This window comes from Diaminobutyricimonas sp. LJ205 (genome assembly GCF_009755725.1).
Taxonomy (GTDB): Bacteria; Actinomycetota; Actinomycetes; order Actinomycetales; family Microbacteriaceae; genus Ruicaihuangia.
Window position 1 is genome coordinate 708,079 of record NZ_CP046619.1, and the last position, 17,112, is coordinate 725,190.

The window sequence follows — 17,112 nt, forward strand, 5'->3', positions numbered from 1 at the left end:
CCGGCGCTGACCGTATGGTGAGGATTTATTTGAGCGTGATGTTGGCCGGTGTGCCGACGAATTGCAGGGCGCTGCCGTCTGCGAAAGTCAGGTCGATTGCCGCGGACAGCTGGTACAGCCCCGGCTCGGCCGCAGGGAGCGTCGCCGGGTCAGCATCCAGCTCGGCCTCGCTGAGGCATTGGATCGGCGTGAACGAAGCGGGCCAGCTGTGCGACTGGCCGGGCTCGAGCGCGATCTCGGCGAGCGACAGGATCATCGGCCCGCTGGTGTGCCAGAGCACGCGGCCATCCTGCGAGAGCGTGACCGGGGCAACTGCCGGGCTGCTGGCCTGGAGCGGCTCATCGCCGGTGTTGGTCAGGATGACCGTGCCCTCCACGGGTCCGGAGCCCGTGCTCGCCTCAGTGGGGAACTCGGTGGTGAGACTCAGTCCTGGGTAGTCAGTCGCGGCGGCGAGGGTTCCGCCGCACGGGTTCACGGTATCCGCGGCTCCGGTGGGGGCACCCGACGGCATGGACCCTGCCTGGTCGGAGGCGGACTCGGGAGCACTGCTGGCCGACTCCGATGCTGGAGACATCAGGCGGAAGCCCTGGATGCCCTGGACACCAGCGACGGCGATCCCGACCGCGGCCAGCGAAAACGCCCCGCCCGCGGCGACCAGCCGTGGAGCGCGCCGCCGGCGACTGCGCCGCACTACCGCGGTGGCGTCGACAGCTGGCAGGGCGGCGTGGGTGGCGCTGTCCGCGAGCAGTTCGCGGAACTTGGTCTCGGTGGCGTCGTGCTGATCAGAGGTCATGGCCTGGTCCCGTCGTGATCGGGGCATCCGTTGCGTCGTTCTGCAGCGACACGGCCATCTTGGCCAGCCCATCGCTGAGGTAACGCTTGACGGTGCCCGGGCTGATGTCGAGCCATTCGGCGATATCGGAGACCTTGAGGTCTTCGTAGTACCGCAGCACCAGGCATGCTCGCTCGCGCGGGCTGAGTTTCATCAACTCGCCGTGCATGTCGATTCGGCTGTCGGTGGATGCCGCGGAGGACTCGGCGATGTCGGGCACGAGAACGAGTGGGGCGACCTTGCGCCAGCGGGTGCGTCGGCGGCCGCCATCCAGGAACGAGTTCAGGATGGCGCGCCGCACGTACGCTTCCGCGCTGCTGACTGAGAAGCCGTTGCGCAGGCGGCTGAACGTTCGCACGAGGGCGTCCTGCACAAGGTCGGCGGCATCATCCTGGCTGCCGGAGATCAGGTATGCGTAACGCGTGAGCGCGTCGCCGCGCTCGGCCACCAGTGTGGTGACCACCTGCTCCCAGCGGGCTGGACCGTCGGCCACAGCTTCCTCCTCGTCGTCGTGTCTACCTTTGCAGACGCACGACTAGGCGAAAAGGTTGGGTCTGCTCAGTTGGTGAGGCGCTGGCGCAGCACGTCGAGTTGACGCTCTACGGCAGCGGGCACGCGTCCCTCGAACATGTCGAAGAAGGCCTGGGTGTCCTCGGCCTCGGACTTCCAGCTCTCCGGGTTGACCTCGAACAGCTTCTCCATGGTTCCTGCGGGAAGCTCGAGGCCGTCGACGTTGATGCCGTCGCCCTCGGGCAGCCAGCCGATCGGGCTGTCTGTCGCGGTGGCATTGCCGTCGACCCGGTTCAGGATCCACTCCAGCACGCGGGAGTTCTCGCCGAAGCCCGGCCAGAGGAACTTGCCGTTCTCGTCCTTGCGGAACCAGTTCACCTGGAACACGCGCGGCACACGACCGGTTTGACGCAGGGTCTGGCCGACGTTCAGCCAGTGCTGCCAGTGGTCGGCCATGTTGTAGCCGCAGAACGGCAGCATCGCGAACGGATCGCGACGCAGAGCTCCGACAGTGCCTTCGGCGGCCGCCGTCTGCTCCGAGGAGATCGTGGCACCCATAAAGACGCCATGCTCCCAATCGCGCGCCTCTACCACCAAGGGCGCGTTTGTGGCTCGGCGGCCGCCGAAGATGATTGCGTCGATGACGACGCCCTGCGGGTCCTCCCAGTCATCCGAGATCGTCGGGCACTGCTTGGCAGCGACCGTGAACCGGGAGTTGGGATGGGCAGCAGGAGTTCCTGAGGCAGGGTTCCAGGGGTTGCCCTGCCAGTCGATGAGGTTGTCTGGAGCCTTGTCGGTGAGGCCCTCCCACCAGACGTCGCCGTCCTCACGGAGTGCGACATTGGTGAAGATGGTGTTGCCCCACATGGTCTCGACCGCGGTCTCGTTGGTGGTGACACCGGTGCCGGGGGCGACGCCGAAGAAGCCGGCCTCGGGGTTGATCGCACGCAAGCGGCCATCCGCTCCTGGCTTCAGCCAGGCGATGTCGTCGCCGATGGTCTCGACCTTCCAGCCCGGGATGGTCGGCTTCAGCATCGCGAGGTTGGTCTTGCCGCAGGCGCTCGGGAAGGCGGCCGCGAGGTGGAACACCCGGCCAACCGGTGAGGTGATCTTCAGCAACAGCATGTGCTCGGCGAGCCAGCCCTCTTCGCGGGCGATCACCGAGGCGATCCGGAGCGCGAACGACTTCTTCGCGAGCAGCGCGTTGCCGCCGTAAGCGGAACCGAACGACCAGATCTCGCGGGTCTCGGGGAAGTGCGAGATGTACTTGGTGTCGTTGCACGGCCAGGGCACGTCCACGTCGCCGTCGTTCAGCGGTGCGCCGACGGTGTGCACGGCGGGCACCCACTTGGTGTCTGCGGTGATCTGGCGGAGCGCCTGCTCGCCCATCCGGGTCATGATGCCGGTGCTGACGACCACGTAGGGCGAGTCGGTGACCTGCACGCCGAGCTTGGCGAGCGGCGAGCCGAGCGGGCCCATCGAGAACGGGATGACGTACATGGTGCGACCGCGCATGGCGCCGTCGAAGAGTTCGTCAAGGGTTTCGCGCATCTCGTCGGGCGCGATCCAGTTGTTGGTCGGGCCGGCATCCTCTTCTCGCTCGGAGCAGATGAAGGTGCGCGACTCAACGCGGGCGACGTCGTTCGGGTCGCTGCGAGCCAGGAAGCTGTAGGGGCGGTGCTCGGCGTTCAGACGGATGAGCGTTCCGTTGTCCACCATGAGGCGGGTCAGCCGGTCATGCTCGGCGGCGGAGCCGTCGACCCACTCGATTGCATCCGGCTGGGTGAGGGAGGCGATCTGTTCGACCCAGGCAACGACGCGGGGATCTGCATAGTCCGGGGCTCCGCCGGTTGTGGCGTTCCGTGTCAGCACTGGTGTCGACATGCTGGTCCCTTTCATCGTTGAGTTGCGTGGAGCAACCGCTTCCAAAGGAATCGGTGTGTTTTCTAGACTGCACCCATCAGGACGGTCATATTCGCGATAAGTGGCAGAAAGAACAGCGAATGTTTCGGTAGGCTGAAGTTGTGAACGATCTTGTGACTCTCGGTCAGCGGATTCGGCATTTCCGGAACGCCACCGGGTTGACCCTCGACCAGCTCGGTTCCGCCGTCGGTATCGCTGGCAGCCAGCTCTCCCTTATGGAGAACGGCAAGCGGGAACCGCGGATCTCGCTGCTCACCGGAATCGCGCAAACCCTCGGCGTGCAGGTGGCGGACCTGTTGGATGCCTCGCCGCCGAACGCGCGGGCCGCGCTCGAGATCGAACTGGACCGCTCCCAGCACGGCGCGGTCTATGGTGCGCTCGGGCTGCCCGTGCTGCGGGCCGGCAAGTCGATGAGCGACGAGACCCTTGAGGCGCTGGTCGGGTTGCACCGGGAGCTCGCCCGCCGGGCGCGGGAGGCGATCGCGACGCCCGAGGAGGCGCGCCGGGCGAACACCGAGCAGCGGCTGCACATGCGGACGCTGAACAACTACCACCCGGAAATTGAGGAGCTTGCGCAGGAGCGGCTTCGAAGCGTCGGGCACAGCACGGGTGCGCTGACGCACCGGTCGGTTAGCCGGATGGCCCAGGACCTCGGTTTCGAGCTGGTCTACGTGAACGACCTGCCGCATTCGGCCCGGTCGGTCACCGACCTCGAGAACGGTCGGATCTATCTTCCGCCGGCGTCGATTCCCGGCGGGCATGGCCTGCGTTCGATGGCATTGCAGGCGATCGCGCACCGTCTGCTCGGCCACGAGGAGCCGTCGAGCTACGCCGAGTTCCTCAGGCAGCGGCTGGAGATCAACTATTTCGCGGCGGCCTGCCTGATGCCGCTCAAGCAGTCGGTGGACTTCCTCAGCGCGGCGAAGGCCGACCGGAACCTCGCTGTCGAGGACTTCCGTGATGCGTTCGGGGTCACCCACGAGGCTGCCGCACTGCGCTTCACCAACCTCGCGACATCCCACCTCGACATGACCTGCCACTTCCTCCGCGTCGGCGACGACGGCGCCGTGTACAAGGGGTACGAGAACGACGGGTTGAGGCTGCCGGTCGACGTCACCGGCTCAATGGAAGGCCAGCTGGTCTGCCGATTCTGGAGCGGGCGCAAGGCGTTCGCGCGCACGAACCGCACCACCGAGTTCTACCAATACACCGACACCCCGGAGGGTACCTTCTGGGAGTCGACGCAGATCGGCTCGGGCACCGGAGACGAGTTCTCGATCACGGTCGGGGTGCCGTTCAACGACGCCAAGTGGTTCCGTGGTCGGGAGACCACCGACCGTGAGCAGTCGCGCTGTCCGGACGAGAGCTGCTGCCGTCGGCCGCCGGAACAGCTCACCGAGCACTGGCGGGGCAAGGCCTGGTCGAGTGCGCGCCTGCACGCGCACATCCTGTCGCCGCTGCCGTCGGGTACCTTCCCGGGAGTCGACGACCGTGAGCTGTACGAGTTCCTGGAGGCGCACTCCGCGTCGGCGTGACCGTCGCCCGTGCAAAGTGCCGCTGGTCGCGCAGTTCTGGTGGCTGCACCGGTCGGAATACCTTCAGGCGTCGGGTGGTTATATCTGCTTATGGCAACCATCGAAGTTACCGAACAGAACCTGACCGACACGATCTCGAACAACGAGATCGTGTTCCTCGACTTCTGGGCTGACTGGTGCGGCCCGTGCCGCGCGTTCGCGCCCGTTTATGACCAGACATCCGAAAAGCACTCCGACGTTGTCTTCGGCAAGGTCGACACTGAGAAGGAGCAGCAGCTCGCTGCCGCTGCCGGCATCCGCTCGATCCCGACCCTGATGGCGTTCCGCGACAACGTCCTCGTCTTCTCGCAGCCCGGTGCGCTGAACGGCCAGCAGTTTGAACAGCTGGTTGAGTCCGTCAAGGGCCTGGACATGGAGAAGGTGCACGCAGACATCGCCCGGCAGAAGGCCGAGGCTGAGGCTGAGGTCGCTCAGTAACACGCGCTGAAGCGCTGCATGGCGCGGCGCTTTTCGTTTGGGGACTCGGTTCGACTGGGGACTCGGTTCGACGGCCGTGCAGTCAGTCGAACAGACGGATGAGCGCGTCGAGAATCGGCAGCTGACCGCGAACGAGTTTCAGGCGAGCCTCCGCCTCCGGAAACCAGCGGGCGTCGTCGATCTCGGGAAAGTCGCGGACTCGTCCGGACCCTTTCGGCCATTCCAGCGAGAAGGTGTTGCTCGCTATCCTGGCCGGCTCGAATTCGGTCTGTGCCGCGAACGCGGTGATCAGCTTGCCGGAGTTCTGGCGGAAGGTGCCCAGCAACCGGTAGTCGGCGTCCGGTGCCGCCTCGCCGATTTCCTCGGCGAACTCGCGTCGGGCGGCGAGCAGCGGATCCTCGCGGTCCGGGTCGAACTCGCCCTTCGGGATCGACCACGCATGCTCGTCCTTCCGCGCCCAGAACGGTCCGCCCATGTGCGCGATCCAGACCTCAAGCGCCTCGCCCGGCGGCCGGGCGTCGTCGAACCGGTAGAGCAGGATGCCTGCGCTGTGCACCGTCACCAACCCAGTGTGCACCCGCCTCAGTTGCGGTCTGTGGTATCCCTTCACTTTGGTGTCGGACGCCCGGCGTAGTGTTCCGGCATGGATATCGTTCTCGTCCCTGGATTCTGGCTGGATGCGTCCTCGTGGGCGGAGGTGACGCCGCCGCTGGTCGCAGCCGGGCATCGTGTTCATCCCCTCACGCTGCCCGGTCTGGAGTCAGCGGATGCCCCGCGCGCGCACATCGGACTGCGCGACCACGTCGATGCGGTGGTCGCGGCCATCGACGCTCTCGAGGGCCCAGTGGTCCTGGTCGGGCACTCCGGCGGTGGCGCGATCATCTACGCCGCCTCCGACGCGCGACCCGACCGGGTTGCCCGAGCGATCTATGTGGACAGCGGCCCCCTGGGGGAGGGTGGGGTTATCAACGACGAGCTGCCCGAGGAAGGCGACGAGATCCCGCTGCCCGCCTGGGAGGTGTTCGATGACGAAGACCTGGTCGGCCTGGACGACGATCTGCGGGCGGCGTTCCGGGCGCGAGCCATCCCCCAACCCAAGCGCGTCGCCAGCGACAAGCAGCAGCTGAGCGACGAGCGTCGCTTCGACGTGCCATCGACGATCATCGCGTGCGAGTTCCCGTCGTCGATGCTGACTGAGATGATCGCCGGTGGTCACCCATACACGGCCGAACTCGCGCGACTGAAGAACGTCCAGTATGTCGATCTGCCGACCGGGCACTGGCCCCAGTTCACCAAGCCAGCCGAGCTCGGCGAGGCCATTCTGGCCGCCGTCGACCGGACGGCGTGAGCGAGCTTACTGATCCCCAGCAAGCGGCCGGTGTTAGGGTCTCGCCGCCTCCGGATGGCCGGATGGCGTGAACGAGGCCACTGCAATATGAATAGTGTTCGTGACATGAACTGTGTCGACGAGGTAATTGGAGGGCGGCAATCATGAGCGACGACATCCTGAAGCGACACCTGCACCGGTATCTCATTGCCGGGCGGGAAGCGTTGCTCTGGAAGCTCGACGGTTTGTCTGAGTACGACATCCGTCGACCACTGGTGCCCACCGGGACGAACCTGCTGGGGCTGGTCAAGCACCTTGCGGGAGTGGAGGCGGGCTATCTCGGCGACGTCTTCGGTCGGCCGTTTCCCGAGTGGCTTCCATGGATGGACGACAGCGCCGAACCGAATTCGGACATGTGGGCGACTGTCGACGAGTCCAGGGAGTCGATCGTCGATCTCTACCGCCGGACCTGGGCCCACGGCGATGCGACCATCCAAGCGTTGTCGCTGGATGCGCCGGGCCAGGTGCCGTGGTGGGCGGAGGAGCGTCGGAACGTCACGCTCGAGCAGATCCTTGTTCACCTGATTGCCGAAACGCACCGGCACGCTGGCCATGCGGACATTGTTCGTGAGCTGATCGACGGGGCGGCCGGATTACGCAAGGGCAACGAGAATCTGCCACCCAGTGACGTTGCCTGGTGGCAGGAATATCGTGAGCGTCTGGAAACGACTGCGCGGCAGGTAGGTGACCGCTGAACTCTCGCGGGAGGCAGGCCTGGACCCGATCAGCTAGCGGTTGGTCCTACTGGAAGGTGATCGGGGTGTCCGGGTAGTCGGTGGCGACGATCCCGTGCGGGCTGGACCACTCCAGCACTCCGGGGCTGATCTGTTTCACGCTCCAGCCGGGGAAGTGTTTGAGGATGTGGCAGCCGCGACAGAGCAAGGCCAGGTTCTCGGGTGTCGTTGTGCCGCCGTGTTCCCAGGCCAGGGTGTGATCGAGGTCGCCGTGGCTGGCGGTGCGGGTGCACCACGGACATCGACATCGACGGTCTCGGCCGCGGATGAATCGGCGCAGTTTCTTCGAGGGTCGGTAGGTGTCCGCGGCGAGCACCTGGCCGCTGACCGGGTCGGTGAGCAACCGGATCAGGGACGGTGCCTGCGCGGCCAGTTTGAGTGCCTCGGCCATGCCGATCGGGCCGCGCCCGGCGATCGTGGCCGGCTCGTCGCCCTGACCCAGCAGGGTCAGCGCCGGGATCACGATCGACACCTCGGCGCGGATGCCGACCCCGGCGGCGTGCGGGGCACCCGGACAGCCGGACGGTTGCCGGGTGAGCACCAGCTCGCACATCAGGTCCGAGCGGATCTGATCCAGCGTGCGTGGCTCGTCCGGGTTGGCCGCCTTGATGGCTTTGGCTTGTTCGGTGAGTCGGTCCAGCATCGGCACCGCGAACACCGTCGGCAGGGTGTGGATGATCTCGGACATGCCGTCGTCCAGTTCCTGCAGCCGCACCGCCCGGTCCTCGACGGCCAGCTGGTGCCTGTCCTCGAAGCTGACTTCCGCGAGCCGGGTCGCGGCCAACCGGGCCTGTTTCCGCAACCGGCCCGGCGTGAGATCGACCGCCCGGTCGATGACCGCGGACTCATAGGTGGCGCGCAGTGTGGGGTCACCGATCGGCAGCCCGCACTCGATGATCACCCGGGCATGCCCGACACCGATCGTGCCGGTCTCCAGTGCGGCGAGGGTTCGCGGGAAGTCCTGAACCAGGGTCTCGGCGTCGTTGATCCGGGCCTGGAAGGTGCGCTCGGACAGGTGGGCGGCCATTGCCAGTTCGGCGGCCAGGGATCGGTAGACCAGTCCCCGGTCGGCACCCTTGCCGGCTTCGGCGACACTCATTCGAGCCAGGTTGGCAAGCTCGCGGCTCTTCCTCGCCTCCAGCTCGGCCTGCTCCTGCTCCATCCGGACAATGCGTTGGATGCCCTCCGGGATCGAGCCGGCAACCGCCTGCGGGGTGAACGGGTCACGCGGGAGCCGTCCCACCAGCCAACCCGACGCGCGCAAGTCCGCGACCCGCGCCTGAAAGGCCGCTTCGATCTGCTCGGCGGACAACGAATCGAGAGGCGACTCGGCCAGAACAGGGGCTTGTGCTTCGCCCCATCCGTTGGCTTCGTTGCCCATGCTCGAAGTCAATACCGGACCACCGACATTCCCGCGACCAGGCGAAACAACCTGTGGATGCTCCGGAACAGGGTTTCGATACGCCGCCTCGCTGCGCTCCGTAGTGGAGGAGTCGCTTCGCGACCGCTCTCATGCACGACCGCTTCGCGCTCGTGTTACTCAACCACCGGAATAGCCACGACGATCATGTTTTCGGGCTCAGCCCGCTCAGCCCGCTCAGGTTTCCAGAACCGGATGCAGGTGGCGCGTCCCCAGGGCCACTGCGGCCTGGGCGGCCGCCGCCCGGAGCGCTTCGTCGGTTCCTCCACCGCGGAGTGTGGCATCCAGATAGCCCGCGAGGAATCCGTCCCCGGCCCCGTTGGTATCCACGACCTCGGTGTCAACCGCATCGACCTGGTGAAAGCCGTCGCGGTCGTAGGCGATCGCCCCTCTCGCCCCGAGGGTGCAGATGACGGCTGTTGCACCGGCTTCGACGCGTGACCGCATGAAGTCGTGCGGGTCGGGCAGTCGGTCAGCGTTCATGAACACGTAAGACGCTGCCTCGATGAAGGGTGCGTGGAACTCGGCACTCCCGTCGTAATCGTGGATGTCCGTCCACAGCGGAGCGCCAGCGGCAACCGCAGCCGGAAGAAGCGCCCGGGAGGCCTCCGACAGATCCATGACGATCGCGGCGGCACCAATGCTGACCTCGGCGAACCGCCGTTCGTCGACCGGCGCGGGGGAAGGCGTCGACAGGTACAGCGACACCCGCTCGCCGGTGCGGGTCATCAGGTTGAGGTGCCGCTCGGCGGGGCCTGGAACGACGGATGCTGCCAGCTCAACCCCTGCGCCGGTAAGCGTGTCCCGCACACTCGTTGACATCTCGTCATCGCCGACCACCGTCATGCAGACGACGCGGTGGCCGAGTCCCGCCAGGTGCAGCGCCTTGCCGGCGGAGGTGCCGCCGACGGTCTGGAAATCCTCGAGCGCGAACTGCATGTGCGGCCGCGGTTCCGGCAGCCGGTCCAAGTAGACCATGTGGTTCCAGGACACGGGCCCGCAGATGACGATGTGTTCGGTCACGCGTCGATTCTGCAGGTGCGGCTCGGCCTCAGAGCCGAGGCTCGCTGGGCTGCAGCGTGCCTGGCCGAACTCCGGGTTCCGTCGATCCGAGGTCCATCCGGAAGGGCGGGTAGTCATCGCGCATCAGCGACGCGTAGACGATCGTCCGATACACCCACCGGTTGATGCCCATGATGAATTCGAACAAACGCACCCGGTACCGCCCGCTGAACAGCAGGATGACAGCGGCGATCAGCACCAGGGCGGTGAGTAGCGAGATTCCGCCGACTCGGCCGGCGGCATCCGGCCACCGATTGTCACCGGACCACCAGCCCCAGCCGCCCCAGTAGCCGGCCGTGTTCACGAGAGCCGCAACGATCACGTAGTGCGGGATGGCGAGCAGCCACCACTTGACCAGGACGAGCCCGTGCGAGAGGCGTTCGGGGTAGTCGACGTCGAAGTCGGCGGGGTAGTCGGTGGCGGAGAGCGTGAACGGTGGGTACCGGTCGGTGGCCAGCGCGGAATAGGCGTAGAAGGTTACCCGCCAGTTCCATCGCAGCACGCCGACGTTGAAGTTGAACAGTGAGCGCGGGTAGCGGCCGGTGAAAAGGATGGCGAAGCCGGCGATGATCGTGGTGATGAAGAAGGCGATCCAGAGCCCGAACAGCAGGATGAAGTGCGGAATGGCGAGCAGCCACTTCACGAGCCAGAGCCAACGGGACAGGGCGGGGTCGAGGTACCCGGTGAGGCTGGCGGGGTAGCGGCGGTTCTCGTCGGCAACGGTTGCGAGCGGCGGTCCGCCAGCTGCGGGTGGCCCGCCAGCTGCGGGCGGCATCCCGGCTGCGGGCGGTCCACCGGCGGCGGCCGGCGGCATCCCGGCAGCGGGAGGAACGCCGACGCCGGACGACAGTCCAGGTGCTGGTGGGCCTGCGACCGGCGGTCCACCAGGGGGCTGGGGCCGACGGCCGACTCGGCGGCCGATGCCGATCGCGCCGAGCACGAGTAGGGGGATGCCGAGGACGAGGGCAATGATGCCGCTGATCACGATCCCGGCGCCGATCGGCACCAACAGGTCGCTTCGGATGCCGGCCTGCACATCCACCGAGACGCCGCGGGCGGCGTCGGCGTTCATGATGACGAGTTCCCAATCACCGGGCTCTACCGACCACGCGATCTCCTGCTCGCCGGCGCCCGATGCGGATTCCTCCCAGAATGTCTGCGCGTCTGGCTCTTCAGGCGTGTCTGCTCCGGGAACTTCCCGGTAGTCGACTCGGAACGGGTTGGTTTGGATGTCGGTGACCTCGGTGTGCGCGACATCCTGCAGGTATCGCTCGACATCGGCGCGACGAGCGAGGCCGATGAACACGTCGTCACCGGTGGTCGATTCGACGGCGACCCTCACGCGGGCGACATCGAACGGCAGGCGCGGCGCTTCCCGGTCGGCGGTGAACCCGAGTCGCGGGGAGGTGAGCGCATACGACCCGGCGGTCAGGGTCTCAGTGCGCGTGGTGAAGTAACCATCGGCAGCCCCCTGCCGGGCGCCGATGACAGTGGCGGCGATGCCACCGGTGAGAAGTCCCAGTCCGGTGATCGTCAGCAGGATGCCGATCACCAACGAGACAATGGACCACGCTAGTCCGGCGCCCGATGGGGCCGGTCGGGGAGCGGTATCTGGGACAACGGGTTGCGACATTGCATCACCGATTTCGTCTCTTCGGGGGAGCGCTCGGGAGTTCTACCTGTCACGGCCAACTGTAATGTCGATGTTTCAGAAATGGCAGGGGTGCGGTCATCGCTCGAGAGTTCCTCCGGTGGAGTTTGCGGATTGAGCGTGCGTTTAGAAGGACTTTCTGCACGATCTCCGGCGTGTTGTGCCAGGCGCTGCGGCGTGTCGTCGGATCTCCTCTTTTACGCGCATGGACCGGCATGCCTGACTAGTCGGCCGGCGACCAGAGTGCTCTCCGTCGATTGACAGTCGATAGATAGTACGCGACTATCGATGTATGAAGCTTGATCTGCCCGTCGTTGTCCTCCGGCTGTTCCTCGCGGCGCTCTTCGCCTTCCTGGTTGTGATGCAGTTGTTCAGCCTGCCGGGGGACTTCGCTCATCAGGCGCAGCAGGCGCTGCCCGAGTTCGCGCACGTGAGCTGGCTGCTCCTGGTGTTCACCGAACTCGAGGCGTTGTGCGTGCAGGTCATCATCGTCTGCACCTGGATGCTGCTCGGGATGGTCAAGAAAGATCGGATCTTCAGCCCGAAGTCGCTCGGCTGGGTGAACGGAATCGTCTGGTCATTTGTAGTCGGGTGGGGGCTGTTGGTGGCGCTGGCCGGTTACCTCACCGCATTCATCTACTTCACGCCCGAAATCCGCGATCCTGGCGTGCCGATCCTGCTCTTCGGGATGGTGCTGTTCGGGGCAGTGCTGGTGCTGTTGATGGTCATCCTGCGTGCCCTGTTGCGTCAGGCGACGACGCTGCAATCCGACATGGAAGAGGTCATCTGATGCCCATCGTCGTGCGCATCGACGTTGAGCTGGCGAAACGCAAGATGAGCGTGGGGGAGTTCGCCGAACGCGTCGGACTCACCCCGGCGAACGTGGCGGTGCTGAAGAACGGCCGTGCCAAGGCGGTGCGTTTCAGCACCTTGGAAGCGATGTGCCAGGTGCTCGACTGCCAGCCCGGCGACCTGCTCGAGTGGGTACCGGAGGAAGCGTGAGCAACTCGCGGGGCCTCCGTCAGTCAGTTGCGTCGACGACCAACCACATCAGGCCGGGCTGCGCCAGGTTGTTGGTCGTCCGGATCCCGATCGAGTAGCTCGTCGCGCCCTGACTGCGAGCCCACTCGCGTGCCGCCGCGAAGCTCACCGGATCGAGGTCGTATGCGGAATGCACCGGGCCGCTCTTGAGGATCACGCGCAGGTCAAGATCCTCTTGCTCCCACATGGTGTCGCGCTCGTCTACGAGTCGCGCTTTGATCGCCATAGCGCGCAGCCTAGCTACTTGGCGGCGAGCAGGCGTTCCACCCGAGGCTTCACTTCGGTGGCGAGCAGCGTGAGGGATTCGAGGAAGTGCTGATGGGGCAGCCCACCGATGTCCATCTGCAGGAAGTGCCGCATGTGTCCCATGTATCCATGCAGGTGCACGATCCGCTGTGCGACATCGTCCGGGTCGCCGACGTAGTACGCCCCCGGTGCCTGGGCTTGCGCATCGTAGGCACGTTTGTCCGGGGCGGCCCAGCCGCGCAGCTTGCCCATCTCGAGGTTGAGGTTGTGCCATCCGGGGTAGAAGCGCTCCAATGCCTCCTTCTTCGTCGGCGCGACCAGACCAAGAGCGGCGATCGACACCTTGATGTCGTCGCCGGTGTGTCCGGCGTGGGCGGCAGTGCGGCGATAGAGCTCGGCCAGAGGCGCGAATCGGTGAGGCTCACCGCCGATGATGCCGTAGGACACGGGAAGTCCCAGCTGCCCCGCCCTCGCAGATGATGACGCGTTGCCGCCGGTGGCGAGCCAGATCGGCAACCGGCCGGCGACCGGTCGCGGCACCACAGCGAGATCCGTCAGGGTGGGGCGAACGGATCCCGACCAGGTGACCTGCTCGGAGGTGCTCTCATTGATGGTCATGAGCAGGTCGAGCTTCTCGGCGTACAGCTGGTCGTAGTCGCGGAGGTCGTAGCCGAACAGCGGAAAGGTCTCGACGGAGGATCCGCGCCCGGCGGTGACCTCCACGCGGCCACCACCGGAAATCGCGTCGGCCGTTGCGAACTGCTGGTAGACGCGCACCGGATCATCGGTGCTGATGATGCTCGCGGCGCTGCCGAGGATGATCTGGTTCGTAGCCGCTGCAGCCGCTGCGATCATTGCGCCAGGCGACGAGGCAGGCATGCTCAGCGTGTGATGCTCGCCGATGCCGAAGTAATCCAGCCCGGCGTTGTCGGCGTGCACGATCGCCTCGAAGAGATTGCGGACGGCTTCCGCAGTGGAGCGCTGGCTGCCGTCTGCGTTCAATTGAGTGTCGCCGAAGCTGTAAGCGCCAATTTCCACGAGGTGTTCTCCAAGGTCTGTCTGTGCGCAACGCTCATCCAGAAGCGCTATCGCCCGTTCAACATTCGCAGCACTCTCAGAACAACTCAAAGCCGTGGTGAGTAACTAACAAATAGTTAGTGGACGGAGCTTTGCCCTCGATATCCCGCGGAGACGGTGGGAAGGTGGGACAGGAAGGAGCGTGACGCAATGCTGATCTACTCGATGGGCGTCTCGGTGGACGGCTTTATCAGCGACCGCGCGGGCGAGTTCGGGTGGACGGAGCCTAGCGAGGAGCAGTTTCGCTTCCATATCGAGCAGACGAGCGAGCTCGGCGCCTTCCTCTGCGGCCGCAGGCTTTACGAAACCATGCTGGTGTGGGACACGGATCCGTCGCTGCGCGAGAACGAACTCGGGGCCGAGTTCGCCGACGTCTGGTGCCCTCTTCCGAAGGTCGTCTTCAGCCGCACGCTAGACAGCGTTCAGGGCAACGCCCGGCTCGCCGAGGGCTCGGTGGCCGAGGAGGCCGCTGCAGCCCTGAACGCGACCGCTAAGGATGCCAAGGATGTCGCGATCGGCGGCGCCGGACTGGCCGCGGACGCGTTCGAGCTCGGCCTCGTCGACGAGCTGCGGATGCTCCGCCATCCGATCGTCGTCGGTGGCGGCACGCCGTTCCTGCCGCCGGTCACCGAAGACGTACGGCTGGACCTGGTCGAGACCAGGACATTCGGCTCGCGCGTGATCTTCGAGCGCTATCGGCGCGTAGTCGTCCGCGATGAGTGAAATAAGTGCCCCCAGCAGGATTTGAACCTGCGGCCTTCTGCTCCGGAGGCAGACGCTCTATCCCCTGAGCTATGGGGGCCAGGGAGTGCTCGACTAGGTTAGCAGCCCGAATCAGCCAGCAAGTGCAGCCAAAACCGGTTCGATAATCGGGACCGCGTCGCCGGGCTCATAGAAGGCTGGGCTCATCACGACGACCCAGTGGGTGCCGCTGAATACACGGGCTTCGCCGACGCCGTCTGTCACCCGGAAGTATGCCTCGTCGCCATAGGTGGGAACCATGTTGCTGATGGCAAAGGCGTCATTCTTGACCCGGGTCAGCTCTTCCTCGGGCAGGTCGGCGACGGCGATCTCGATCGGCTCGCTGCTGGTTTGGTTGACCCAGCCGCATGCGACGCCCTTGTAATCGACGATCTGAGCGGCCAGCGAGTTCTTCGCCGGGGAGTAGCTCGGATCGGTCCCGAAGTTGGGGTTGTAGTCGTAGAGCGCCTGCGGAGTGAGCAGGGCGTCGCATCCGATCGTCACGGGAGTGCCGACCGGAGTGGCCGACGGCTCCGGCGTAGCGGTCTCGCCGGCGGGCGCAGTCGCAACCGAGGTTGGAGCAGCCGACCCGGTCGGCGTGGCTGCTGGCTCGGCACTCTCGGCGGAGCATCCGGCAAGTGTTGCGGCGAGTACCAGGCCGAGCATTGCCGCCGACACTCGAGCGGCGGAACGAGTGACGGAGGATGGCATGGCACCCATGCTAAGGCCCCGTGAAGAACAATCTGTCCACCCCGTAGAATCGACACTCGTGAACCCCGCTGACCTCTCCGCATCCCTTCTCGCCATCGTCGAGAAAGCGATCGAGCGACGCGGGGCGTCCGCCACCGTGACGGTCGGCATCGACGATCTGCCGCTCGAACGGCCCCGTAACCGCGAGCACGGTGACTGGGCATCCAACGTCGCCATGAAATTCGCCAAGCGCCTCGGAGTGAACCCCCGCGAGTTCGCCACCGAGCTCGCCGAGCAGATCGCCGAGCTCGATGGCGTGGCATCCGTGGATGTCGCCGGCCCCGGCTTCATCAACATCACACTGGATGCCGCTGCGGCGGGTCAGCTTGCCCGCACCATTGTCGAACGCGGCGAGGCGTTCGGCGCAGGCACGACCCTTGCCGGCGAGAGCATCAACCTCGAGTTCGTGTCGGCCAACCCGACCGGTCCGCTGCACATCGGTCACACCCGCTGGGCCGCGCTCGGCGACTCGCTCGGCCGCGTGCTGCGTGCCGCCGGCGCAACCGTGGCCAACGAGTTCTACATCAACGATGCCGGCAACCAGATGGACAACTTCGGCGCCTCGGTCCTGGCAGCCGCGAAGGGTGAGCCGACCCCCGAGAACGGCTACCCCGGGCAGTACATCGCCGACCTTGCTGCCGCCGTGCTCGGCCGGGTGCCGAACCTGCTGGAACTGCCCGACGCCGACGCGCTGTTCACGGCGCGCGAGGTGGCCTACGAGCTGCAGCTGGCCGAGATCCGCGAATCGCTCGAGCGCTTCAACGTGCACTTCGACGTCTGGTACTCGGAGCGCCTGCTGCACGCCGAGGACCCGGAGTCTGGGCTGAGCCCGATCGTGGTTGCGGTGGACCGGCTGCGGGCGCAGGGCCACGTCTTCGACGAGGACGGCGCCATCTGGGTGCGTACCACTGATTTCGGGGACGACAAGGATCGCGTCATCCGCCGCTCCAACGGGGTGACCACCTACTTCGCCGCGGACGCCGCCTACTACCTGAGCAAGTCCGACCGTGGCTTCAACCACAAGATCTACCTGCTCGGTGCGGACCACCACGGCTACGTGCACCGCCTCAAGGCCATCGCCGGCGCCGCCGGAGACGACCCGCAGAAGGACATCGACGTGATGATCGGCCAGCTGGTGTCGATCAACGGCGCCAAGCTCTCCAAGCGTGCAGGCAACATCATCGAGCTGAACGACCTGCAGGCCTGGCTCGGAACCGACGCGCTGCGCTACTCACTGGCCCGCTACCCGGCTGATTCGCCGCTCACGCTCGACCCGGAACTGCTGCAGAAGCGCACCAACGACAACCCGGTCTTCTATGTGCAGTACGCCCACGCCCGCACCCACCAGGTCGCACGCAACGCGGCCGCGTCCGGCGTCGACCGGAGCGCGTTCGAGGCGGGGCTGCTCACCCACTCCACCGAGAGCGAACTGCTCGGGGCGCTCGCCGAGTTCCCGCGGATCGTGCTGCAGGCAGCTGAGCTTCGCGAGCCGCACCGGATCGCCCGGTACCTCGAAACCCTCGCCGGCTCTTACCACCGCTGGTACGACAACTGCCGCGTCAGCCCGCTCGGCGAGGAGCCGGTCGAGGATGTGCACCGCACCCGACTCTGGTTGAATGACGCGACCGGCCAGGTGCTGCGCAACGGTCTGCACCTGCTCGGCGTGAGCGCCCCGGAGCGCATGTAGTTTCGCAAGGCACGTGCCTCGGCCCATCAGGGAGGAACA

Annotated in this window: 18 protein-coding genes and 1 tRNA gene; 8 read left to right on the plus strand and 11 right to left on the minus strand. The window is 66.1% G+C overall.

Going from position 1 to position 17,112, the window contains the following annotated elements; genetic code table 11:
• Positions 1-25 precede the first annotated feature (25 nt).
• From GO591_RS03435 to GO591_RS03445, 3 genes are all read right to left on the minus strand, one after another.
• Positions 26-793: a hypothetical protein gene (locus tag GO591_RS03435; protein ID WP_157155530.1), complete on the minus strand. Its 768-nt coding sequence runs from the start codon at positions 791-793 to the stop codon at positions 26-28.
• The gene (locus GO591_RS03440; RefSeq protein WP_157155531.1) at positions 783-1,325 is read right to left on the minus strand and encodes a SigE family RNA polymerase sigma factor; all 543 of its coding nucleotides are present in this window, start codon (positions 1,323-1,325) and stop codon (positions 783-785) included. The genes GO591_RS03435 and GO591_RS03440 overlap by 11 nt, the downstream gene beginning before the upstream one ends.
• Positions 1,326-1,390: 65 nt before the next feature.
• Entirely contained in the window at positions 1,391-3,226 is a 1,836-nt protein-coding gene (locus tag GO591_RS03445; protein ID WP_157155532.1) for a phosphoenolpyruvate carboxykinase (GTP), read from the minus strand.
• Between the two features lie 140 nt (positions 3,227-3,366).
• Between GO591_RS03445 and GO591_RS03450 the strand changes: the two genes are divergently transcribed.
• Both GO591_RS03450 and trxA read left to right on the plus strand, forming a co-directional pair.
• Positions 3,367-4,800: a helix-turn-helix domain-containing protein gene (locus GO591_RS03450; protein ID WP_157155533.1), complete on the plus strand. Its 1,434-nt coding sequence runs from the start codon at positions 3,367-3,369 to the stop codon at positions 4,798-4,800.
• Positions 4,801-4,890: 90 nt separating this feature from the next.
• Positions 4,891-5,277 (plus strand): thioredoxin, encoded by a 387-nt coding sequence (trxA, locus tag GO591_RS03455; RefSeq protein WP_157155534.1) that lies wholly within the window; start codon positions 4,891-4,893, stop codon positions 5,275-5,277.
• An 82-nt stretch (positions 5,278-5,359) separates the two neighbouring features.
• On the opposite strand, the gene GO591_RS03460 is transcribed toward trxA, so the two are convergent.
• Entirely contained in the window at positions 5,360-5,839 is a 480-nt protein-coding gene (locus GO591_RS03460; RefSeq protein ID WP_198295546.1) for an NUDIX hydrolase, read from the minus strand.
• An 81-nt stretch (positions 5,840-5,920) separates the two neighbouring features.
• Here GO591_RS03460 and GO591_RS03465 point away from each other — a divergent pair, with 81 nt between their 5' ends.
• Both GO591_RS03465 and GO591_RS03470 read left to right on the plus strand, forming a co-directional pair.
• The gene (locus GO591_RS03465; RefSeq protein ID WP_157155535.1) at positions 5,921-6,625 is read left to right on the plus strand and encodes an alpha/beta fold hydrolase; all 705 of its coding nucleotides are present in this window, start codon (positions 5,921-5,923) and stop codon (positions 6,623-6,625) included.
• A gap of 143 nt (positions 6,626-6,768) precedes the next feature.
• Positions 6,769-7,359 carry a DinB family protein gene (locus GO591_RS03470; RefSeq protein ID WP_157155536.1) on the plus strand — a complete coding sequence of 197 codons (591 nt, stop codon included), beginning with the start codon at positions 6,769-6,771 and terminating at the stop codon, positions 7,357-7,359.
• Positions 7,360-7,405: 46 nt separating this feature from the next.
• Here the strand turns inward: GO591_RS03470 and GO591_RS03475 are convergent, their stop codons facing one another.
• The 3 genes from GO591_RS03475 to GO591_RS03485 form a co-directional block, all read right to left on the minus strand.
• Positions 7,406-8,779, minus strand: coding sequence for an HNH endonuclease (locus GO591_RS03475; protein ID WP_157155537.1), 1,374 nt, complete (start codon positions 8,777-8,779; stop codon positions 7,406-7,408).
• A gap of 216 nt (positions 8,780-8,995) precedes the next feature.
• Positions 8,996-9,841 carry a carbohydrate kinase family protein gene (locus GO591_RS03480; protein WP_157155538.1) on the minus strand — a complete coding sequence of 282 codons (846 nt, stop codon included), beginning with the start codon at positions 9,839-9,841 and terminating at the stop codon, positions 8,996-8,998.
• A 28-nt stretch (positions 9,842-9,869) separates the two neighbouring features.
• Positions 9,870-11,432: a DUF4389 domain-containing protein gene (locus GO591_RS03485; RefSeq protein WP_232466336.1), complete on the minus strand. Its 1,563-nt coding sequence runs from the start codon at positions 11,430-11,432 to the stop codon at positions 9,870-9,872.
• A gap of 391 nt (positions 11,433-11,823) precedes the next feature.
• Here GO591_RS03485 and GO591_RS03490 point away from each other — a divergent pair, with 391 nt between their 5' ends.
• Together GO591_RS03490 and GO591_RS03495 are read left to right on the plus strand one after the other, a co-directional pair.
• A complete protein-coding gene (locus GO591_RS03490; RefSeq protein ID WP_157155540.1) occupies positions 11,824-12,321 on the plus strand; it encodes a DUF2975 domain-containing protein in 498 nt (165 codons plus the stop codon).
• The gene (locus GO591_RS03495) at positions 12,321-12,533 is read left to right on the plus strand and encodes a helix-turn-helix domain-containing protein (RefSeq protein ID WP_157155541.1); all 213 of its coding nucleotides are present in this window, start codon (positions 12,321-12,323) and stop codon (positions 12,531-12,533) included. Before GO591_RS03490 ends, GO591_RS03495 begins: the two co-directional genes overlap by 1 nt.
• A 19-nt stretch (positions 12,534-12,552) precedes the next feature.
• On the opposite strand, the gene GO591_RS03500 is transcribed toward GO591_RS03495, so the two are convergent.
• The gene (locus GO591_RS03500) at positions 12,553-12,798 is read right to left on the minus strand and encodes a hypothetical protein (RefSeq protein ID WP_157155542.1); all 246 of its coding nucleotides are present in this window, start codon (positions 12,796-12,798) and stop codon (positions 12,553-12,555) included.
• A 14-nt stretch (positions 12,799-12,812) separates the two neighbouring features.
• Complete coding sequence (locus tag GO591_RS03505; RefSeq protein ID WP_157155543.1) at positions 12,813-13,856, minus strand: LLM class flavin-dependent oxidoreductase; 1,044 nt, start codon at positions 13,854-13,856, stop codon at positions 12,813-12,815.
• 189 nt (positions 13,857-14,045) lie between these two features.
• Here GO591_RS03505 and GO591_RS03510 point away from each other — a divergent pair, with 189 nt between their 5' ends.
• Positions 14,046-14,618 (plus strand): dihydrofolate reductase family protein, encoded by a 573-nt coding sequence (locus GO591_RS03510; protein ID WP_157155544.1) that lies wholly within the window; start codon positions 14,046-14,048, stop codon positions 14,616-14,618.
• A gap of 6 nt (positions 14,619-14,624) precedes the next feature.
• Here the strand turns inward: GO591_RS03510 and GO591_RS03515 are convergent.
• Positions 14,625-14,697, minus strand: a tRNA-Arg gene (locus tag GO591_RS03515).
• A 32-nt stretch (positions 14,698-14,729) separates the two neighbouring features.
• Positions 14,730-15,347 (minus strand): iron ABC transporter ATP-binding protein, encoded by a 618-nt coding sequence (locus tag GO591_RS03520; RefSeq protein WP_157155545.1) that lies wholly within the window; start codon positions 15,345-15,347, stop codon positions 14,730-14,732.
• Between the two features lie 58 nt (positions 15,348-15,405).
• Here GO591_RS03520 and argS point away from each other — a divergent pair, with 58 nt between their 5' ends.
• Complete coding sequence (gene argS / locus GO591_RS03525) at positions 15,406-17,073, plus strand: arginine--tRNA ligase (protein WP_157155546.1); 1,668 nt, start codon at positions 15,406-15,408, stop codon at positions 17,071-17,073.
• Positions 17,074-17,112: the final 39 nt, after the last annotated feature.